Source organism: Pseudomonas sp. C321, from assembly GCF_055407105.1.
Genome location: NZ_JBUZRB010000007.1, coordinates 29,398 through 50,307, shown reverse-complemented (window position 1 = coordinate 50,307; position 20,910 = coordinate 29,398). Strand labels below are relative to the sequence as shown.

Sequence of the window (20,910 nt, the reverse complement as noted above, 5' to 3'; positions counted from 1 at the left end):
ATCAGATTCCTTGTTCGCTGAGCCACAAGTTCAGCGCCGCCAGTTGCCACAGCTTGGAGCCGCGCAACGGGGTCAATTGGCCTTGGGGGTCGGTGAGCAAGCGGTCAAGCATTGCGGGGTTGAACAGGCCGCGATCCTGGCTTGGGTCCAGCAGCAGATCGCGCACCCAGTTCAAGGTATCGCCCTGCAAGTGCTTGAGGCCGGGCACCGGAAAGTAGCCTTTCTTGCGGTCGATGACTTCGCTGGGAATCACCCGTCGCGCGGCTTCCTTGAGCACTTGCTTGCCGCCGTCCGGCAGTTTGAATTTACCCGGCACACGGGCCGACAACTCCACCAGGCGATAGTCGAGAAACGGCGTGCGCGCCTCCAGACCCCAGGCCATGGTCATGTTGTCTACGCGCTTGACCGGGTCATCCACCAGCATCACCGTGCTGTCCAGGCGTAGGGCTTTATCCACAGCCGCGTCGGCGCCGGGCTGGGCGAAATGTTCGCGCACGAAGTCGCCAGCGGCGTCATTGGCCGTCAGCCATTTCGGCGTGACGGTGGCAGCGTAGTCATCGTAGCTACGGTCGAAAAACGCATCGCGATAGGCGCCATACGGGTCGCTGGCGCCATCCACCTGCGGGTACCAGTGGTAACCGGCGAACAGTTCATCGGCGCCTTGGCCGCTCTGTACCACCTTGCAATGCTTGGCCACTTCCCGAGACAGGAGGTAGAAGGCGATGCAGTCATGGCTGACCATCGGCTCGCTCATGGCGCGGAAGGCAGCCGGCAATTGCTCGATGATCTCGCTTTCGGCGATGCGCAATTGGTGGTGACGGGTGCCGTAATGCTTGGCGATCAAGTCCGAATACTGGAACTCGTCGCCACGCTCGCCACCGGCGTCTTCGAAGCCGATGGAGAAGGTCGACAAGTCCTGCACACCGACTTCTCGCAACAGGCCTACCAGCATGCTGGAATCGACACCGCCCGAGAGCAGCACACCGACATCCACTGCCGCCCGTTGACGAATGGCCACGGCTTCGCGGGTGCTGTCGAGGACACGGTCTGTCCAGTCTTCCAGAGTGAGGTTGGCTTCGTCGGCGTGGGGGCCGTAGGGCAGGGTCCACCAGGTTTTCTGTTCGGTCTTGCCATCTGCGTCGATGCGCATCCAACTGGCCGGCGGCAACTTTTCAATGCCCGCCAACAGGGTGCGCGGTGCAGGCACCACGGCATGGAAGTTCAGGTAGTGGTTGAGCGCAACCGGATCAAGGATCGGGTTGATATCGCCACCCTTGAGCAACGCGGGCAAGGCCGAGGCGAAACGCAGGCGCTGGCCGGTGCGCGACAGGTACAGCGGCTTCACCCCGAGGCGATCGCGGGCGATGAACAGGCGCTGGGCATCACGTTCCCAGATGGCGAAGGCGAACATGCCATTGAGCTTGGGCAGCAGCGCTTCACCCCAGGCGTGATAGCCCTTGAGCAACACTTCTGTGTCGCCCGCGGAATAGAACGCATAGCCCAGTGCTTCGAGTTCGGCGCGCAGCTCCGGGAAGTTATAGATTGCACCGTTGAACGCCAGGGACAGGCCCAATTGGGCGTCGACCATCGGTTGGGCGGAGCCGTCCGACAGGTCCATGATTTTCAGGCGTCTATGGCCCAGGGCAATGGGCCCTTGGGCATGGAAGCCCCACGCGTCAGGTCCGCGAGGGGCCAAGTGATGGGTGATCCGTTCCACCGCTGCCAGGTCGGCAGGTTGGTGATCGAAACGTAATTCTCCAGCTAATCCGCACATAAATTCCTTACCGGTTTTTCCGTTGGGGAGGGATAAAAGTGCATCACGACAAAATGGCGGGCACCCAGAGACTGACCCGAGTGCATTCAGGGAGTTTTAGAACAATCCGTTATAAGGCAAATGGCCGCAGCCTCGCGGAGCTTGCTCGGCGGGCTGTGGCGCTTGTGCTTGGGGGGCGGTACGCGACAGATTACTTTTGCGCTTTTGCGACATTGCTGCGAATCAGCGCCCGTATGGCGAATCGATTCGGATGACAGGCCTCGGCCACGTTTCTGGGCAAGGGCAGCGGTTCATTGTCCAGCCACGCCGCCAGCAGTTCGCCGGACAACGGCGCGGTGATCAGGCCCCGTGAGCCATGGCCGCTGTTGACGTACAGGCCGTCCAGCCATGGGCAGGCAACGTCTGGTGTGTGGCGGGCATCCTTGCGCAGGGCGTCATAGGCCTGGGCAAACGCCGGCTGGTCGGCCAGTGGCCCGACGATGGGCAAATAGTCCGGGCTGGTGCAGCGAAAGGCGGCGCGCCCTTCGAGGGTTTCGGGGGCGAGGGTGTCGGCCTGCAGGCGCTGCGCCAGATCCGGGGAAATCTCCCGCAGCAGCGCCAGGTTGCCGGCGTGCTCGGCGGCGCTGGGCGTCAGGTCATCGCTCTTGAAGTCGAAACTGGCCCCCAGGGTGTGCTCACCCAGGCGCGGCGGTGCGACATAACCTTCGGCACACACCACGGTCGCCAGTTGTTGACTCGCTACCGTCTGTGGCAGCCGGGTGATCTGCCCGCGAATGCGCTTGAGGGGCAGCTCGGCGCTGGCGGCAAAGCGCTTGACCTCGGCGGCACCCGCTAACACCACCACCGGCGCGCTGACCAGTAACTGCTCACCGTCCCAGGCCTGCCACTGGTCGTCGACCTTGCGTAGCTCAAGCACCTCGTGATGGACCAGTACATCGATGCCCTGTTGCCCTGCCTGCCATTGGCAGAGCGCTGGAGGGTGAACCCAACCGCCTTCGGGGAAAAACATCCCGCCGTGTTCCAGGGCAATACCGGCACGAGCCTGGGCCTGGTTTCTGTCCAGCAGATGCAGCAAGTCGGCTGTAAAGGCCTCGGCCAGTTGCGCCTGACGCTCGGCCTCCTTGGCATTGAAGGCCAGTTGCAGCACGCCACAGCCGTCCCAGTCCACGCCGCGTTGCAGGTGTTCCAGCAGGCGCCGGGTATGACCGAATCCGCTGACAATCATTTGCGACAGCGCTGTGCCATGGGCGGACAGTTTGAGATAGAGCACCCCTTGCGGGTTGCCTGAGGCTTCCTGGGCCAGGCCGTCATGGCGCTCCAGCAGACTGACCTGCCAACCCCGTGCCGCGAGACTGGCAGCACTGGCGCAACCGGCCATGCCGCCGCCGATCACCAGGGCGCGTCGCTCGCCGTTGATCGCTGGCGGGCGGGCGAACCAGGGCTTGATCGCGGCAGGCGCAGGCGTCTCGACTGGCCAGCCGAGAAATTCACCCCGCAGGATTTCCCACTTATGGCCGATGCCCGGTGTGCGCTTCATCTTGAACCCGGCACCATTGAGCAGGCGCCGCACCCATCCGGTACTGGTGAAGGTGCTGATGGTCGAGCCCGGCGCCGCCAGCCGCGCCAGTTCGGCAAACAGCTCGGCGGTCCACATGTCCGGGTTTTTTGCCGGGGCAAAGCCGTCGAGAAACCAAGCGTCGACCTGTGCGTCCAGTTGCGGCAATTGCTCCAGGGCATCGCCGATCAGCAACGTCAGGGTCACGCGACCGTTATCCAGCACCAGGCGCTGGAAACCTGGGTGAATGGCGATGTACTGCGCCAGCAACTGGTCGGCAAAAGGCTTGAGCTGCGGCCAAAGGGCCAGGGCACGCTGCAGGTCGGCGTGGCTGAGCGGGTACTTTTCCACGCTGACAAAATGCAGGCGGGCGCCTTGCACCGCGTGTTGTTCAAACAGCTGCCAGGCGCAGAGAAAGTTCAGCCCGGTGCCGAAACCGGTTTCGCCAATCACCAGCCTGCCGCTTACGGGCAAGGCGGCGAAGCGCTCTTGCAGGCGGTTCTGCTCGATGAATACATAGCGCGTTTCTTCCAGGCCCGATTGGTCGGAAAAGTACACATCATCGAAAACCCGCGAGCGCGGGCGTCCCTGGTCATCCCAGTCGAGCTGGGCATTGGGCAGTACTGGGTTCATGGGCAACTCGGCAAAGGCAAGGCGGCCATTCTAGCCGATCCCACGCCAGGCAATTGATCCACGGCAAGTGCCATGGAATTGCCCACCCGCCGTGGTGCCCAATCCGCTAGTCTTGACCCATCTTGGAAGGGAGTCGCCCATGTTTGAATCTGCCGAAATTGGTCACGCCATCGACAAAGAGGCTTACGACGCCGAAGTGCCGGCCCTGCGCGAAGCCTTGCTGGAAGCTCAGTACGAACTGCAACAGCAAGGTCGGTTCCCGGTGATCGTGCTGATCAACGGCATTGAAGGCGCTGGCAAGGGCGAAACGGTCAAGCTGCTCAATGAGTGGATGGACCCGCGACTGATTGAAGTGCGCACCTTCGACCAGCAGACCGACGAAGAGCTGGCCCGCCCACCGGCCTGGCGCTACTGGCGACAGTTGCCGGCCAAGGGGCGTATGGGGATTTTTTTCGGCAACTGGTACAGCCAGATGCTCCAGGGCCGGGTTCATGGGCAGATCAAGGACGCGCGGCTGGACCAGGCCATTGCCGGCGCCGAGCGCCTGGAGCAAATGCTCTGTGATGAAGGCGCACTGATCTTCAAGTTCTGGTTTCACCTGTCCAAGAAGCAAATGAAGGCCAGGCTCAAGGCCCTGCAGGATGACCCGTTGCACAGTTGGCGCATCAGCCCGCTGGACTGGCAGCAGTCCGAGACCTACGGCAAATTCGTGCATTTCGGTGAGCGGGTATTGCGTCGCACCAGCCGCGACTACGCGCCTTGGCATGTGATCGAAGGTGTCGATGCGCATTATCGGGGGCTGACTGTCGGCAAGATTCTGCTGGAAGGTTTGCAAAACGCCCTGAAGGCACGCAAGACCAAGGCCAGCGGCATTCATCCTGCGCCGCTGCCGTCCTCTGTCGACCAGTTGAGCCTGGTCGGCAGCCTGGACATGACCCTGAGCCTGGAAAAGGACGACTACGAAGAGCAACTGATCACCGAGCAGGCGCGGCTTTCCGGATTGATGCGCGACAAACGCATGCGCAAGCACGCGTTGGTGACAGTGTTCGAGGGCAACGATGCGGCGGGCAAGGGCGGGGCGATTCGTCGTGTCGCCGCCGCCCTTGATCCACGCCAGTACCACATCGTGCCGATTGCCGCGCCCACCGAGGACGAGCGCGCACAGCCTTACCTTTGGCGCTTCTGGCGGCAAATTCCGGCGCGGGGCATGTTCACCGTGTTCGACCGCTCCTGGTATGGCCGAGTGCTGGTGGAGCGGATCGAAGGGTTCTGCACACCGGCTGACTGGATGCGCGCCTATGCCGAGATCAACGACTTTGAAGAACAGTTGAGCGACGCGGGCGTCATCGTCGTCAAGTTCTGGCTGGCCATCGACAAACAGACCCAGCTGGAACGCTTTCAAGCTCGGGAAGAAATTCCCTTCAAACGCTTCAAAATTACTGAAGACGACTGGCGCAACCGCGACAAATGGGATGACTACCGGGCGGCGGTGGGCGATATGGTTGATCGCACCAGCACCGAGATTTCACCCTGGACGCTGGTGGAGGCCAATGACAAACGCTGGGCGCGGGTCAAGGTGCTGCGCACCATCAACCTGGCGCTGGAGGCGGCGTTCGAGCGGTCTGACAAGCACGACAAGAGGGCGAAGAAGGACAAGAAGAAGTAGTCCATGCTTTTGCATACGCGGGGTGAATGATTGTCGCGGTTCGTGAGGGCTGGATCTATGCTCGGTCCATCTCTCAATAACCACAATAATGAGGTAGCCCATGCGTGAAGTAGTGATCGTCGACAGCGTGCGAACCGGCCTGGCCAAGTCCTTTCGCGGCAAGTTCAACCAGACTCGCCCCGATGACATGGCCGCCCATTGCGTCAATGCCCTGCTGACTCGCAACGGTATTGACCCGGCCAGCGTCGAGGATTGCATCGTCGGCGCCGGCTCCAACGAAGGTGCCCAGGGCTACAACATTGGCCGCAATGTGGCGGTGTTGTCTCGTCTGGGCACTGGCACCGCTGGCATGACCCTCAACCGTTTCTGTTCGTCGGGCTTGCAGGCCATTGCCATCGCCGCCAACCAGATTGCTTCTGGCTGCAGTGAGATCATCGTCGCCGGCGGTGTCGAGTCCATCAGCCTGACCATGAAAAGCGTGAACACCGACAACCTGATCAACCCGTTGCTCAAGGAACAGGTACCGGGCATCTACTTCCCCATGGGCCAGACCGCCGAGATCGTCGCCCGTCGCTATAACGTCAGCCGCGAAGAGCAGGACCTGTACGCCCTGCAAAGCCAACAGCGTACGGCGCAGGCCCAGGCCGATGGTTTGTTCGACGATGAAATCGTGCCGATGACGGTCAAGTACAAGGTGGAAGACAAGAATACCGGTGAGGTGCAAATCCTTGATGGCGTGGTAGACCGCGACGACTGCAATCGCCCGGATACCACCCTGGCCAGCCTGACTGGTTTGAAGCCAGTATTTGCCGAAGATGGATCGGTGACGGCGGGCAACTCGTCGCAGCTGTCTGACGGGGCTTCGATGACGTTGGTGATGAGCCTGGAAAAGGCACTGGAGCTGGGGCTTAAGCCGAGGGCGTTTTTCCGTGGTTTTACCGTCGCCGGTTGCGAGCCGGATGAGATGGGCATTGGTCCGGTGTTCTCGGTGCCCAAGTTGCTCAAGGCGCGGGGCCTTTCGGTGGCGGATATCGACCTGTGGGAACTCAACGAGGCCTTTGCTTCGCAGTGCCTGTATGCGCGCAACCGGCTGGAGATTGATAACGCCAGGTACAACGTCAATGGCGGCTCGATTTCGATTGGTCACCCTTTTGGCATGACCGGGTCGCGGCAGGTCGGGCACTTGGTGCGTGAGTTGCAACGGCGCAATCTTCGGTATGGGATCGTCACCATGTGCGTGGGCGGCGGGATGGGTGCGACGGGGTTGTTCGAAGCGGTGCGTTAATCGAACTTGAGGGCTGCGTAGCAGCGGTCGAGTAGAACGAGGCCGCGTTCGGCTGCGCAGCAGTCGTAAAAGCTGATGTCGCGGTGTGTCATAAATACCTAGCCCCGATCCGCACATCCCCTAGAATGCAGCCTTTATTTCTCTGGCATCCGGGGCACTCATGCACATCTCTTCCGGCCGCTGGGTCTACGGTTTATCCCTGGCCCTGTTGACCGCGCTGCTCTGGGGCATTCTGCCGATCAAGCTCAAACAAGTGTTGCAGGTGATGGACCCGATCACCGTGACCTGGTTTCGTCTGACGGTTTCCGGTGTTTGCCTGTTCGTTTATCTCGCCGCTGTTCGGCGTCTGCCCAGTTGGCGGTCCCTCGGCCCGCGCGGTGGCTGGCTGGTGGCAATGGCTGTGTGCGGGCTGGTCGGCAACTACGTGCTGTATCTGGTAGGGCTAAAAATGCTGAGCCCCGGCACCGCACAACTGGTGGTGCAGGTGGGGCCGATTTTTCTGATGATCGCCAGTGTCTTTATCTTCAAGGAGCGCTTTAGCCTGGGGCAGGGCATGGGCCTGCTGGTGCTGATCATCGGTTTTGCGTTGTTCTTCAATCAACGCCTGACGGAGCTGTTGACGTCCCTGGGAACCTACACCGCCGGGGTACTGACGATTCTCCTGGCAACCACGATCTGGACCTTCTATGCCTTGGGCCAGAAGCAATTGCTGACGGTATGGAATTCATTGCAGGTGATGATGGTGATCTACCTGTGTTGCGCCTTGCTAATCACACCGTGGGCGCAGCCCATGCAAGCGCTGCAACTGAGCCCGTTGCAAGGCTGGCTGCTGCTCGCGTGCTGTTTCAATACGCTGATTGCCTACGGTGCATTTGCCGAGGCCTTGGCCCATTGGGAAGCATCACGGGTCAGCGCGACCCTGGCGATGACGCCTTTGGTGACCTTTGTCGCGGTGGCTTTGGCGGCGTGGCTATGGCCTGACTATGTGCATGCCGAGCAGATCAACGCCTTGGGTTATGGCGGAGCGTTGCTGGTGGTGCTGGGGTCGGCGACGGTAGCGTTGGCGCCTTCGTTGTTCGCCGGGCTCAAGGCCCGGCGAGCACGCTTGATGTAGGAGCGAGCTTGCTCGCGATGGTCGTTAACGATTACGCGGGAAACCTGACACCCAACAGCGCTCTCAGGCTTTCGCGAGCAAGAACTAGGTGTCCCCCTCTCTACAACATGTTTTCCGGGCGTACCCACCGATCAAACTCTTCATCGGTGAGATACCCCAGCGCCAGCGCCGCTTCGCGCAGCGTCAAGCCTTCGGTATAGGCCTTCTTGGCAATCTGTGCTGATTTGTCGTAGCCGATATGTGGGTTCAGCGCGGTGACCAGCATCAAGCCCCGTTCCAGGTGTTCGGCCATTTGCTCGGCATCGGGCTCAAGACCGGCGATGCAATGCTCCTGGAAGTTGCTGCAACCGTCGGCCAGCAAGCGGATCGACTCCAGCAGGTTGTGGATGATCACCGGTTTGTACACGTTCAACTGCAAATGACCTTGGCTTGCGGCAAAACCGATGGTCACGTCATTGCCCATCACCTGGCAGGCCAGCATCGACAAGGCTTCACACTGAGTCGGGTTGACCTTGCCGGGCATGATCGAACTGCCCGGCTCATTGGCCGGTAACTTGACTTCCGCCAACCCCGCACGTGGGCCGGAACCCAACAGACGCAGGTCGTTGGCGATTTTCATCAGCGCCACCGCCAGGGTTTTCAGGGCGCCAGACAAGGTGGTCAGCGGCTCATGACCTGCCAGCGCGGCGAACTTGTTCGGCGCAGTGACAAACGGCAGGCCCGACAGCGCCGCCAACTCAGAGGCAATCGCTTCACCAAAACCGTGGGGCGAATTGAGCCCGGTGCCGACGGCCGTACCGCCCTGGGCCAGTTCGCAGACAGCAGGCAGGGCGCTGCGAATGGCCCGTTCGGCGTAATCGAGTTGCGCGACGAAGGCCGAGACTTCCTGGCCAAAAGTAATCGGTGTTGCGTCCATCATGTGGGTGCGACCGGTCTTCACCAGCTTCATATGGCGCTCCGACAATTCGGCCAACCCGCCGGACAACTCGCGGATCGCCGGCAACAGCCGCTGATGCACCGCCTGCACCGTGGCAATGCTCATGGCGGTGGGGAAGCAGTCGTTGGAACTCTGGGAACGGTTGACGTGATCGTTGGGGTGCACCGGGCTCTTGCCGCCACGGGGCTTGCCCGACAGCTCGTTGGCGCGTCCGGCGATCACCTCGTTGGCGTTCATGTTGCTCTGGGTGCCGCTGCCGGTCTGCCAGACCACTAGGGGGAACTGGTCGTCATGCTGGCCGTCGAGCACTTCGTCGGCGGCTTGTTCGATCAGCCGGGCGATGTCGGCGGGCAGGTCGCCATTGCGGTCGTTGACCCGTGCCGCGGCTTTCTTGATCAGGGCCAGGGCGTGCAATACGGCCAGTGGCATGCGCTGCTCACCAATGGCGAAATTGACCAGCGAGCGTTGGGTCTGCGCGCCCCAGTAAGCGTCATCCGGGACTTGCACTTCTCCCAGGCTGTCGGTTTCGATACGGCTCATCGGGCACACTCCTTCGGGTCGGTTTGCGCAGTTTAGGCCGTGATGGGGCTGAGGGGTTCCCTAAAAGACTTTTCATCGGATTCAAGCCCGCAAAACCAGGCCCTGTAAGGCGTGGGGTTGAGCCGCGGCGTTTTTTAGGTGCAGAATGGTCGCCCCTGGGGTCTTACCTCGCCTGCTAGAAAAGGAAACTCGATGACTCGTCTTCGTGCCATCTGTACCGCGGTTGCCCTGGTATGTGCCAGCGGCCAGGTTTTTGCCGATACCGCCAGCCACAACGCCAGTGCCGAAGCTTTCCTTACTCTGGCCCATGCCGACAAGCTGGGTACCCCGGTGTACATGCAAGTGCAGCAAATGTTCGCCCAGCGTTTCGAACAGACCAAGGCTCCGGCCGCCAAGCAAACCGTCCTGGACACCTACCAGGCCAAGGCCAACACCGCCCTGGACCAGGCCATCGGCTGGAACAAGCTCAAGCCGGACATGATCAAGCTCTACACCAGCAACTTCAGCGAATCCGAACTCAAGGACCTGGTCGCCTTCTACAAGTCGCCACTGGGCAAGAAAGTCCTGGAAAAAATGCCACAGCTGACCCAGCAATCGGCCCAGTTGACCCAGGCCAAACTGGAAAGCGCGGTACCGGTGGTGAACAAGTTGTTGGAAGACATGACCAACGAACTGACGCCAAAAGCAGCAGCACCAGCCAAGAAGAAGTAAGCGGAGCCAGGAATGACCATGCAACAGCGTATCGAATCGGCACTCGTCGCCCTGAGCCCGCAACACCTGAGCGTGCTGGATGAAAGCCACATGCACAGCCGTGGGTTGCAGACTCACTTCAAGGCTGTGCTGGTCAGCCAGCAGTTCGACGGGCTCAACCGCGTCAAGCGCCACCAGAAGGTCTACGCCACCCTGGGAGACCTGATGAGCGAGTTTCATGCGTTGGCGCTGCATACCTATACGCCTGAAGAGTGGGCGAAAATCGACGTAGCCCCGGCCTCGCCGACCTGCGCCGGCGGGCACTAACCGATGAGCCGGTGTTTCTGACACCGGGCATTTGCTAGAATCCGCAACGCGCCGCTTAGACGGCGCGTTTTTTTTGCATCCGGTTCACCCTTTACGAGGGTAGCCACCTGGAGAGAACACCCATGACTCACCCAATCGTCGTGGCGGCACTGTATAAGTTCGTCACCCTCGAAGATTATGTCGCCCTGCGCGAGCCGCTGTTGCAGGCGATGGTCGACAACGGCGTCAAAGGCACTTTGCTGATCGCCGAAGAAGGCATCAACGGCACTGTTTCCGGTAGCCGCGAAGGCATCGACGGGCTGATGGCCTGGCTCAAGAACGACCCACGCATGGACGACATCGACCACAAAGAGTCGTACTGCGACGATCAGCCGTTCTACCGCACCAAGGTCAAGCTCAAGAAAGAGATCGTGACCCTGGGCGTCGAAGGCGTCGACCCCAACAAAAAAGTCGGCACCTACGTTAACCCGCAAGACTGGAATGCCTTGATCAGCGACCCAGAAGTGTTGCTGATCGACACCCGTAACGACTACGAAGTGTCCATCGGCACCTTTGAAGGTGCGATCGACCCGAAGACCACCAGTTTTCGCGAGTTTCCCGACTACATCAAAGCCAACTTCGACCCGGCCAAACACAAGAAAGTCGCCATGTTCTGCACCGGCGGCATTCGTTGTGAAAAGGCGTCGAGCTATATGCTCAGCGAGGGCTTTGACGAGGTCTATCATCTCAAGGGCGGCATCCTCAAATACCTCGAGGAGGTGCCTCAGGAAGAAACCAAATGGCAGGGTGACTGCTTTGTTTTCGATAATCGGGTGACCGTGCGCCATGATTTGAGCGAAGGTGATTACGATCAATGTCACGCCTGCCGCACACCGGTTAGTGTAGCGGATCGCCTATCCGAGCATTACGTGGCCGGCATCAGTTGCCCCCATTGCTGGGATAAGCTCTCCGAGAAGACCCGTCGCAGTGCTATCGACCGACAAAAGCAGATTGAACTGGCCAAGGCCCGCAATATGCCGCACCCGATTGGCTACAACTACAAGCAATCATCCACCGAGACTTAAGTCATGTCCACGCGCCTGCTCTATGTAATGGATCCGATGTGCTCCTGGTGCTGGGGCTTTGCCCCGGTGGCCAAGGCGCTGGTTGAGCAGGCCCACGCCGCCGGCGTGGAGTTGCACCTGGTGGTGGGCGGTTTGCGCACCGGCAGTGGCGCGTCGCTGGAGCCAACCACTCGGCGCTACATCCTGGAGCATTGGCAGGCAGTAGCTGAAGCCACCGGCCAGCCGTTCATGCTGGACGGCGCCTTGCCCGATGGATTTGTCTACGATACCGAGCCGGCCTGTCGCGCCGTGGTCACGGCCCGCAGCCTGGCGCCGGATTGCGCCTGGACCTTGCTCGGGCTGATCCAGCAGGCATTTTATGTCGAAGGCCGCGACGTCACCCGCGCCAAGGTGCTGGTGGAGCTGGCCGAGACCGCTGGTGTGCCGCGGATCGAATTTGCCGAAGCCTTTGATCGTGCCGAACAGCATGCTGCCACGGCTGCCGATTTTACCTGGGTCCTGGACCTGGGCATCTCCGGTTTTCCCACCTTGCTGGCCGAACGAAACGGCCAGTTGGCCTTGCTCACCAATGGCTACCAGCCGCTGTCCGATCTGTCGCCATTGCTCGGTCGCTGGCTGGAGCGCGCCGCCTGTGCATGATCAGCCCGACGGCACTGAGCAATCCAAACGAGTGGATCGGCTGACCTGGGCGCAAGTCCGTCGCTTGGCCCTGCATCACAAGAAATCCTTGTGGACCGCCAACGGCGTTGCCGTCTTGGCAACCCTGTGCAGCGTGCCGATTCCCTTGTTGTTGCCGCTGTTGGTGGACGAAGTCTTGCTGGGCCATGGCGACGCAGCGTTGAAGGTGATGAACCACGCGCTGCCATCGGGCTGGCAGCAAGCCGCCGGTTATATCGGCCTGATGCTGCTGGTGACACTGTTGCTGCGCTGCGGCGCCCTGGTGTTCAACGTAGTGCAGGCGCGTTTGTTTGCGCGGTTGGCCAAGGACATCGTTTATCGAATTCGCGTACGGCTGATCGAACGGCTCAAGCGCATTTCCCTCAGCGAGTACGAAAGCCTGGGCAGCGGCACCGTCACTACCCACCTGGTCACCGACCTTGATACGCTGGACAAGTTTGTCGGCGAGACCCTGAGCCGGTTCCTGGTAGCCATGCTGACCCTGGTGGGCACTTCCGGGATACTGATGTGGATGCATTGGAAGCTGGCGTTGTTGATCCTGTTGTTCAACCCGTTGGTGATCTACGCCACGGTGCAGTTGGGCAAGCGAGTCAAGTACCTGAAAAAGCTGGAAAACGACAGCACCTCGCGGTTTACCCAGGCCCTTACCGAAACCCTCGATGCCATTCAGGAAGTGCGCGCCGGTAACCGCCAGGGGTTTTTCCTCGGGCGCCTGGGCCAGCGTGCCCAGGAAGTGCGGGATTTTGCGGTCAACTCCCAGTGGAAAAGCGATGCGTCCAGCCGCGCCAGTGGGTTGCTGTTTCAGTTCGGTATCGACATCTTCCGTGCGGCAGCGATGCTCACCGTGCTGTTTTCCGACCTGTCCATCGGCCAGATGCTCGCGGTGTTCAGCTATCTGTGGTTCATGATTGGCCCGGTGGAACAACTGCTGAACCTGCAATACGCCTACTACGCGGCGGGCGGGGCGCTGACGCGCATCAACGAACTGCTGGCCCGCGCCGACGAGCCGCAATATACCGGCGGCGATGACCCGTTTGTGGGGCGTGAAACCGTGGGCATCGAGGTGCGCGGCCTAAACTTCGGCTATGGCGAGGATTTGGTGCTGGATCAGCTGAATCTGGTGATCGCGCCGGGCGAGAAAGTGGCCATTGTCGGTGCCAGTGGCGGCGGTAAAAGTACCCTGGTGCAACTGTTACTGGGGCTCTATACGCCGCAGTCGGGCAGTATTCGTTTTGGTGGCTCGACCCAGCAGGAGATAGGCCTTGCGACCATTCGGGAGAATGTTGCCGTAGTGCTGCAGCACCCGGCGCTGTTTAATGACACCGTGCGTGCCAACCTGACCATGGGCCGTGAGCGCAGCGATCAAGCGTGCTGGCAGGCCCTTGAAATTGCCCAGTTGGATGCGACGGTCAAGGCATTGCCCCTGGGCCTGGACAGTGTGGTGGGGCGTTCCGGGGTGCGATTCTCTGGTGGCCAGCGTCAGCGGCTGGCCATTGCGCGGATGGTCCTGGCGGAACCGAAAGTGGTGATCCTTGACGAGGCCACGTCTGCCCTGGATGCGGCGACCGAGTACAACCTGCATCAGGCGCTGGCGCGGTTTCTCAGTGGCCGTACTACACTGATCATTGCTCACCGTTTGTCGGCGGTGAAACAGGCTGATAGGGTGCTGGTATTCGACGGCGGGCATATCGCCGAAGACGGCGACCACCAGCAATTGATTGCCGACGGTGGTCTTTACGCCAAACTTTATGGACACTTGCAACAAGTGCGCTAACTAAATCGCTTCAGGGTATTCATTCGAATTCATCGAATTTAGCCTAGGCTGTGCTGTTAGGAGCGGTTTTCACTCGCCTGTGCTAGTGCAAGGGACCTCATGAAGCAAAAGCGGACTCTCGGAGCAACTCTCGGAACGCCACGGTTGCTGGGCATCGTCTGGCCCTTTATCGCGGTTGTGCTGTTCCAGGCATTGTTAGGTTGTGTCAGTCTCTACATGCTTTCGGCAGTGCGGGGCTATGTGGCTGGCGAAAGCCTGTGGTCCAAGGGTCAGAAAGACGCCATCTATTACTTGACCCTGTACGCCGACAACCGCGATCAAGCCACCTTCCTCAAATACCATAACGCCATTGCCGTGCCTCAGGGAGGCCATGAGCTGCGAGTCGCCCTTGACCACTCCAGCCCGGACCTGACCGGGGCGCGCCTGGGCATTCTCAAGGGTGGAAACCATCCCGACGACGTGTCGAGCCTGATTTGGCTGTACCTCAACTTCCGCCATTTCAGTTACCTGGAAAAAGCCATCGAACTGTGGACCATAGGCGATGGTTACCTGGTGCAACTGGATGACCTGGCGCAGGAGATGCACCAGGCAATCATTGCCAATCAGGCGAGCAGTGATGATGTCCGGGGCTGGAAAGAACGCATCATTGCCATCAACGAAGGGGTGACGCCGGCCGCCAAGGCTTTCAGCGATGCCTTGGGTGAAGGCTCGCGGGTAATTCTGCGCTTGCTGTTGATCACCAACCTGGCCACGACATTGGGGCTCATCGCCCTGGCGCTGTTGCGCACCCGTAAGCTGCTGGCCCAGCGCCATGCGTTTGCCGACGCTTTGGAGGTCGAGAAGGAGCGGGCCCAGATCACCCTTGAATCCATCGGTGACGCCGTTATCACCACCGATGTCGACGGTGCCATCGCCTATATGAACCCGGCAGCGGAGTCGCTGACGCACTGGAGGGCGGCCCAGGCTCAGGGTTTGCCCTTGGGGGCGTTGTTCAACCTGCTGGATGAAAATGCCCAGTCTGATGGTTTTACCCTGATCGAACACATTCTTGGTGGCCAACTCAGTGGCAGCAGCGAGCATTCAAAACTGATCCAGCGCCTGGACGGCAGCACGGTTTCCGTGACCCTGGTGGGTGCGCCTATCCGCAGCGCCGGCAAGGTCAGCGGCGCGGTGCTGGTGCTGCACGACATGACTCAGGAGCGCCAATACATTGCCAATCTGTCCTGGCAGGCGACTCATGACGCCTTGACCGGGCTGGCCAACCGCCGTGAGTTTGAATACCGCCTGGAGCAGGTGCTGCACAGTGCGGGACGCCAGCAAACGGGGCGGCATGCCTTGATGTTTCTCGATCTGGATCAGTTCAAGCTGGTCAACGACACCTGTGGTCACGCCGCAGGGGATGAGTTGTTGCGGCATATCTGTGCGTTGTTGCAATCCGACCTGCGCGAGGGCGACACGCTGGCTCGCCTGGGTGGCGATGAGTTTGGCATTTTGCTGGAGAACTGCCCGGCAGCAGTGGCCGAGAAGATCGCCGAAAGCCTGCGCCATACCGTGCAAAACCTGCATTTTGTCTGGAAGGGGCGACCTTTTGTCACCACCGTCAGCATCGGCCTGGTGCACATCTCGCAAACCCCTACCACCCTTGAGACGTCACTGCGGGCTGCGGATATGGCCTGCTACATGGCCAAGGAGAAGGGCCGTAACCGGGTGCAGGTCTATCACGCCGATGACTCGGAGTTGTCCCTGCGTTTTGGCGAGATGGCGTGGGTGCAGCGCTTGCACATGGCGCTTGAGGAAGACCGTTTTTGCCTGTATGCCCAGGAGATCGCGCCGCTCGGTCGTACCGACCCTGGCGATGGCCATATTGAGATCCTGCTGCGCCTGCATGATGAGGCCGGTCGGATCATCTTGCCCGACAGCTTTATTCCTGCCGCCGAACGCTATGGCCTGATGACTTCGCTGGACCGTTGGGTGGTGGAGAATGTGTTCAGGGTCATTGCCAGGTGCATGATCGAGCGTCCAGGCCGGCCCATGGCCATGTGTGCGATCAATCTGTCAGGCATAACCATTGGTGATGAAGACTTTTTGGGCTTTTTACGTGAGAAGTTCAAGGCTTACAGCATTCCCCCAGAAATGATTTGTTTTGAAATTACTGAGACCAGTGCTATTTCAAATCTCGGAAGTGCAATTCGCTTTATTAATGAACTCAAAGAGTTAGGTTGTCACTTTTCCCTGGATGACTTCTGCGCCGGAATGTCCTCATTCGCTTATCTTAAACATTTACCTGTAGACTTCCTGAAGATCGATGGAAGTTTCGTAAAGGATATGCTGGACGACCCGATTAACCGCGCTATGGTCGAAGTGATCAATCACATCGGTCATGTCATGGGTAAACGCACAATTGCCGAATTTGTCGAGACATCGCAAATCGAACAAGCCTTGCTTGAGATTGGTGTGGACTACGCTCAGGGCTACCTGATTGAGCGTCCGCAAGTGTTTACCTTTGACAGTTTGCAGTGTCGACCTGTGCGGCCGCAGCCTCTGTTATTCAAGGCGCCCGGCACGTTCCGCTGAAACATTCGCTGGTCTGTATACATCACACATCAAAAGGAGCCCGACAGTGATCGACACATTCAACAGAACTGGCCCGCTTATGGAAGCCTCAAGTTACCCAGCCTGGGCTCAGCAATTGATCCAGGACTGTAGCGAGAGCAAGCGCCGGGTTGTCGAACACGAACTGTACCAGCGCATGCGCGATAACAAGCTCAGCGCCAAGACCATGCGTCACTACCTGATTGGTGGGTGGCCGGTGGTTGAACAGTTTGCGTTGTACATGGCACAAAACCTCACCAAGACCAAATTTGCCCGTCATCCTGGCGAGGACATGGCGCGACGCTGGCTGATGCGCAATATTCGTGTGGAACTGAATCACGCCGATTATTGGGTACACTGGGCGCGTGCCCATGGTGTTAGCCTGGAAGAGTTGCAAGCGCAGAACGTGCCGCCTGAACTGCACGCACTGAGTCATTGGTGCTGGCACACCAGTTCGGCCGATCCGCTTATTGTTGCCATTGCTGCCACCAACTATGCCATCGAGGGTGCCACTGGGGAGTGGTCTGCGCTGGTGTGCTCGACAGGTGTCTACGCGGCGGCCTTCTCCGAGGAGGATCGTAAGCGTGCAATGAAATGGCTGAAGATGCATGCCCAGTACGATGACGCCCACCCTTGGGAGGCTCTGGAAATCATCTGCACCCTGGCCGGGATGAACCCGAGCAAGGCCTTGCAGGTTGAGTTGCGCCAGGCCGTGTGCAAGAGCTACGACTATATGTACCTGTTCCTGGAGCGTTGCATGCAGCTGGAGAAAGCACCGATTGCCCGCGAGCGTCAGGTGCTGGCCACCAGCGAAGCCTGACACGCAATGGCGGGGTAGCGGTTACCCTGCCATTGCCAGGCGGTTGCGGCCTTCGCGCTTGGCCACATACAAGGCATTGTCCGCCCGGCGCAACAGGCTCTCGGCGGACTCTCCCGCCAACAAGGTTGAGCAACCCAGGCTCACTGTCAATTCGATACGCGTTGTTTGCGCCCAGTAATCCTGGGCCTGCGCCGCCTTGCGCAGTCGCTCGCCGACCAGGGCCGCAGCATCCCGGCCGGTATTGGACAGCAGGATCAGAAACTCTTCCCCGCCAAAACGAAACACCATGTCGACATTGCGCAACTGACTCTTGATCGAGGCCGCAACAGCCTTGAGTACCTTGTCGCCCGCGGCGTGGCCGTGACTGTCATTGATAAGCTTGAAGTGATCGATGTCCAGCATCAGCAATGACAGCGGATGCAAGTGCCTGCGGGCCATATCGATTTCCCGCTGCAGGGTCTGGTCCATGGCGATACGGTTACCGGTTTCGGTCAGCGGATCACGCAGGGCGCTGCGGGTTGCAGTGCGATACAGCAGGGCGTTACGCATGGGGAAGAGCAAGGTTGCCAGCAATGATTCCAGATTGCCCAGCTCCTCTTCCGTGAAGCGCTGGTTGCGTCGAAATACCAGTTCCCCGAGATGCTCGCCCTGATGGCTCAGGGTGTAGCTCACTGAGTGATGGCCGCGCTGGCCGTACTCCAGGCGCAGGTCGCTGGTCTCGTGACGATATTGCAGGGCATCCAGTGGCACCAGCCTCTGAATTTCCCGAAAGAACAGACCAAGAATGCGCTCTGCTTCCAGGCTGGTCTGCAATTGCAGGCTCAGTTGCTGGCGAAGCTGAGCAATGGTGGCGGGGCGTTGGGCTAGGAGGGAAGGCTGACCAAAGCCCAGGCGTTGCAATTTTGCACTGTCGAAGTCAATTGCGTTGGTCTGGGTCGGTGTTTTCATAAGCTGATGGCCTCTAAGCACATAACGCTGTCTTACAGGCTGGATGAGAGCAGTGAGTGCCCAGCGACTTACTGTTCCCTCAGTTGCGTAAAACATGAGTAACAGTCTAGTCCGCTTTGCCGGGGGTTATCACCCCTGCTCCCATGCCGCACATCTTGTCGGCGCATAACCTGTTTGAAACAGATTGGAGCGAAATTCGTGCCATTCCGTTCAGGTTATAAAAAATCGTTTTGATTCAATGGGTTGGTAACAGGAGCAGACAACAAGCAAAAGACGGTTTATTGACGAAAGGGTTGCAGGCGCCAGCGAACCGCCACCTGCACCCGTGGGGATGAGGCTTATTGCGCGTCGAACGCCTGCCCATTGATGCCAGTACTGTCCGGGCCCATCAGGTACAGGTACACCGGCATGATTTCTTCAGGCGTCGGGTTGTTGCTCGGGTTTTCCCCTGGGTAGGCCTGGGCGCGCATGCTGGTGCGAGTGGCGCCGGGGTTGATGCTGTTGGCGCGCACGGGGGTCACAGTGTCGACCTCGTCGGCCAGGGTTTGCATCAGGCCTTCGGTGGCGAATTTCGACACCCCATAAGCACCCCAATAGGCACGACCCTTGCGGCCAACGCTGCTGGAGGTGAACACCACCGACGCGTCCAGGGACAGCTTGAGCAATGGCAGCAGGGTGGCGGTGAGCATGAACATCGCGTTGACGTTGACGTGCATCACTCGCATGAAGTTTTCGCCCGACAGCTGTTCGATTGGCGTGCGCGGGCCGATGATCGAGGCGTTGTGCAGCAGGCCGTCGAGGTGGCCGAATTCGTTTTCGATCATCGCCGCCAACTCATCGTATTGATGGGGCAGGGCGGTTTCCAGGTTGAACGGAATAACCACTGGCTGTGGGTGGCCGGCGGCTTCGATTTCATCGTAGACCTGGGTCAGGTTGGCTTCGGTCTTGCCCAGCAACAGCACGGTAGCGCCGTGGGCAGCGTAGGTTTTCGCCGCCGCCGCGCCAATCCCGCGACCGGCACCGGTTATCAGAATGATGCGGCCTTTGAGCAGTTCTGGGCGTGCGCAGTAATCAAACATAAACAACCTCAACAGAATTCTTGTAGGAGCGTAATCAGCAGCTGCAAAGCGCGTTATCCAGCACCTTGCGCAGCTCCAACGGATGATCCACCACCACATCGGCGCCCCAGTGGCGGGGATTGTCATCGGGATGAATATAGCCGTAGGTCACGGCCGCGGTTCGGGTGCCGGCGTCGCGCCCCGACTCGATATCCCGCAAGTCATCACCGACGAACAACACGCTGGCCGGGTCCAGGTCGAGCATCTTGCAGGCCAGGATCAGCGGCTCAGGGTCCGGTTTACTGTTGGTCACGTGGTCCGGGCAGATCAGTAACGCTGAGCGCTGAGCCAGCCCCAACTGTTCCATGATCGGCTCGGCGAAACGCAGCGGCTTGTTGGTGACCACGCCCCAGATCAGCTTGGATTTTTCAATGTCCGCCAGCAGTTCAGCCATGCCGTCGAACAGTTTGCTGTGGATCGCGCAACCTTTGAGGTAACGCTCCAGGAACTCCAGGCGCAGTTCTTCAAAACCTGGGGATTGCGGGTCCATGGAAAAGGTCACGGCGACCATGGCCCGAGCGCCGCCGGAAATTTCATCACGAATATGCTGGTCGGCAATCGGCGCCAGCCCGCGGTCGGCGCGCATGGCCTGGCAGATGGCGATAAAGTCCGGCGCGGTGTCCAGCAGGGTACCGTCCATGTCGAAAAGAACCGCTCGCAACTTCATTGGCTTATTCCTCTCGCAGGGTCTGGATCATGTAGTTGACGTCAACGTCGCTGGCCAGCTTGTAGTGCTTGGTCAGTGGGTTGTAGGTCAGGCCGATGATGTCCTTGACGGTCAGCCCGGCCTGACGGCTCCAGGCTCCCAGCTCGGAAGGGCGGATGAATTTCTTGAAGTCGTGGGTGCCGCGAGGCAGCAGCTTCATGATGTATTCGGCGCCGATGATCGCGAACAGGTAGGCCTTGGGATTGCGGTTGATGGTGGAGAAAAATACCTGGCCGCCCGGCTTGACCATGCGGAAGCAGGCGCGGATTACCGATGAAGGATCAGGAACATGCTCCAGCATTTCCAGGCAGGTGACCACGTCGAACTGCTCAGGCATTTCCTCGGCCAGGCCTTCGGCGGTGATCTGCCGGTACTCTACGCTGACGCCGGACTCCAGTTGGTGCAGTTGGGCCACGGCCAGCGGTGCTTCGCCCATGTCTATGCCCATTACGGTGGCACCGCGCAGTGCCATGGCTTCGCTGAGAATGCCGCCCCCGCAACCGACATCCAGGATTTTCTTGCCAGCCAGGTTGACGCGTTCGTCGATCCAGTTGACCCGCAGCGGGTTGATATCGTGCAGGGGCTTGAACTCGCTTTCGCGGTCCCACCAGCGATGGGCCAGGGCCTCGAATTTGGCGATTTCAGCGTGGTCGACGTTACTCATGGGGCATCCTCTAAAATCTGACAAA

The 20,910-nt window shown here is 59.9% G+C and carries 17 protein-coding genes; 10 read left to right on the top strand and 7 right to left on the bottom strand.

The window, feature by feature from the left end:
* Position 1 precedes the first annotated feature (1 nt).
* Together ACZRJ6_RS20210 and mnmC are read right to left on the bottom strand one after the other, a co-directional pair.
* Positions 2-1,774 carry an N-acetylglutaminylglutamine amidotransferase gene (locus tag ACZRJ6_RS20210; protein WP_463969775.1) on the bottom strand — a complete coding sequence of 591 codons (1,773 nt, stop codon included), beginning with the start codon at positions 1,772-1,774 and terminating at the stop codon, positions 2-4.
* A gap of 190 nt (positions 1,775-1,964) precedes the next feature.
* Positions 1,965-3,962, bottom strand: coding sequence for a bifunctional tRNA (5-methylaminomethyl-2-thiouridine)(34)-methyltransferase MnmC2/FAD-dependent 5-carboxymethylaminomethyl-2-thiouridine(34) oxidoreductase MnmC1 (mnmC, locus tag ACZRJ6_RS20205; protein WP_463969776.1), 1,998 nt, complete (start codon positions 3,960-3,962; stop codon positions 1,965-1,967).
* Between the two features lie 139 nt (positions 3,963-4,101).
* On the opposite strand from mnmC, the gene pap reads away from it, so the two are divergent.
* The 3 genes from pap (at position 4,102) to ACZRJ6_RS20190 (ending at position 8,027) form a co-directional block, all read left to right on the top strand.
* On the top strand, positions 4,102-5,628 hold the full coding sequence (gene pap / locus ACZRJ6_RS20200) for a polyphosphate:AMP phosphotransferase (protein WP_463969777.1): 1,527 nt from the start codon (positions 4,102-4,104) through the stop codon (positions 5,626-5,628).
* Positions 5,629-5,728: 100 nt separating this feature from the next.
* Positions 5,729-6,913, top strand: coding sequence for a thiolase family protein (locus ACZRJ6_RS20195; RefSeq protein WP_463969778.1), 1,185 nt, complete (start codon positions 5,729-5,731; stop codon positions 6,911-6,913).
* A gap of 160 nt (positions 6,914-7,073) precedes the next feature.
* The gene (locus ACZRJ6_RS20190; RefSeq protein ID WP_350612982.1) at positions 7,074-8,027 is read left to right on the top strand and encodes a DMT family transporter; all 954 of its coding nucleotides are present in this window, start codon (positions 7,074-7,076) and stop codon (positions 8,025-8,027) included.
* Between the two features lie 100 nt (positions 8,028-8,127).
* Here ACZRJ6_RS20190 and ACZRJ6_RS20185 read toward each other — a convergent pair whose 3' ends face one another.
* A complete protein-coding gene (locus ACZRJ6_RS20185; RefSeq protein ID WP_463969779.1) occupies positions 8,128-9,504 on the bottom strand; it encodes a class II fumarate hydratase in 1,377 nt (458 codons plus the stop codon).
* A 192-nt stretch (positions 9,505-9,696) separates the two neighbouring features.
* On the opposite strand from ACZRJ6_RS20185, the gene ACZRJ6_RS20180 reads away from it, so the two are divergent.
* From ACZRJ6_RS20180 to ACZRJ6_RS20150, 7 genes are all read left to right on the top strand, one after another.
* Positions 9,697-10,215, top strand: a complete 519-nt coding sequence (locus tag ACZRJ6_RS20180; protein ID WP_133098935.1) for a DUF2059 domain-containing protein — start codon at positions 9,697-9,699, stop codon at positions 10,213-10,215.
* Positions 10,216-10,227: 12 nt separating this feature from the next.
* The gene (locus tag ACZRJ6_RS20175; RefSeq protein WP_463969780.1) at positions 10,228-10,521 is read left to right on the top strand and encodes a BolA family protein; all 294 of its coding nucleotides are present in this window, start codon (positions 10,228-10,230) and stop codon (positions 10,519-10,521) included.
* Positions 10,522-10,643: 122 nt separating this feature from the next.
* Entirely contained in the window at positions 10,644-11,585 is a 942-nt protein-coding gene (gene trhO / locus ACZRJ6_RS20170; protein WP_463969781.1) for an oxygen-dependent tRNA uridine(34) hydroxylase TrhO, read from the top strand.
* A gap of 3 nt (positions 11,586-11,588) precedes the next feature.
* Complete coding sequence (locus tag ACZRJ6_RS20165; RefSeq protein ID WP_463969782.1) at positions 11,589-12,224, top strand: DsbA family protein; 636 nt, start codon at positions 11,589-11,591, stop codon at positions 12,222-12,224.
* Positions 12,217-14,037, top strand: coding sequence for an ABC transporter ATP-binding protein (locus ACZRJ6_RS20160; protein WP_463969783.1), 1,821 nt, complete (start codon positions 12,217-12,219; stop codon positions 14,035-14,037). Before ACZRJ6_RS20165 ends, ACZRJ6_RS20160 begins: the two co-directional genes overlap by 8 nt.
* Positions 14,038-14,136: 99 nt before the next feature.
* On the top strand, positions 14,137-16,611 hold the full coding sequence (locus ACZRJ6_RS20155) for an EAL domain-containing protein (protein ID WP_463969784.1): 2,475 nt from the start codon (positions 14,137-14,139) through the stop codon (positions 16,609-16,611).
* 79 nt (positions 16,612-16,690) lie between these two features.
* A complete protein-coding gene (locus tag ACZRJ6_RS20150; RefSeq protein ID WP_463969808.1) occupies positions 16,691-17,449 on the top strand; it encodes a TenA family transcriptional regulator in 759 nt (252 codons plus the stop codon).
* 21 nt (positions 17,450-17,470) lie between these two features.
* Here ACZRJ6_RS20150 and ACZRJ6_RS20145 read toward each other — a convergent pair whose 3' ends face one another.
* The 4 genes from ACZRJ6_RS20145 to ubiG all read right to left on the bottom strand — a co-directional run bounded on the left by ACZRJ6_RS20145 (position 17,471) and on the right by ubiG (position 20,885).
* Positions 17,471-18,397, bottom strand: a complete 927-nt coding sequence (locus tag ACZRJ6_RS20145) for a GGDEF domain-containing protein (protein WP_463969785.1) — start codon at positions 18,395-18,397, stop codon at positions 17,471-17,473.
* A gap of 338 nt (positions 18,398-18,735) precedes the next feature.
* Positions 18,736-19,476, bottom strand: a complete 741-nt coding sequence (locus ACZRJ6_RS20140) for a YciK family oxidoreductase (protein ID WP_463969786.1) — start codon at positions 19,474-19,476, stop codon at positions 18,736-18,738.
* 34 nt (positions 19,477-19,510) lie between these two features.
* On the bottom strand, positions 19,511-20,182 hold the full coding sequence (gene mupP / locus ACZRJ6_RS20135) for an N-acetylmuramic acid 6-phosphate phosphatase MupP (protein ID WP_133098926.1): 672 nt from the start codon (positions 20,180-20,182) through the stop codon (positions 19,511-19,513).
* A 4-nt stretch (positions 20,183-20,186) separates the two neighbouring features.
* Complete coding sequence (gene ubiG, locus ACZRJ6_RS20130) at positions 20,187-20,885, bottom strand: bifunctional 2-polyprenyl-6-hydroxyphenol methylase/3-demethylubiquinol 3-O-methyltransferase UbiG (protein WP_133098925.1); 699 nt, start codon at positions 20,883-20,885, stop codon at positions 20,187-20,189.
* Between the last annotated feature and the right edge of the window lie 25 nt (positions 20,886-20,910).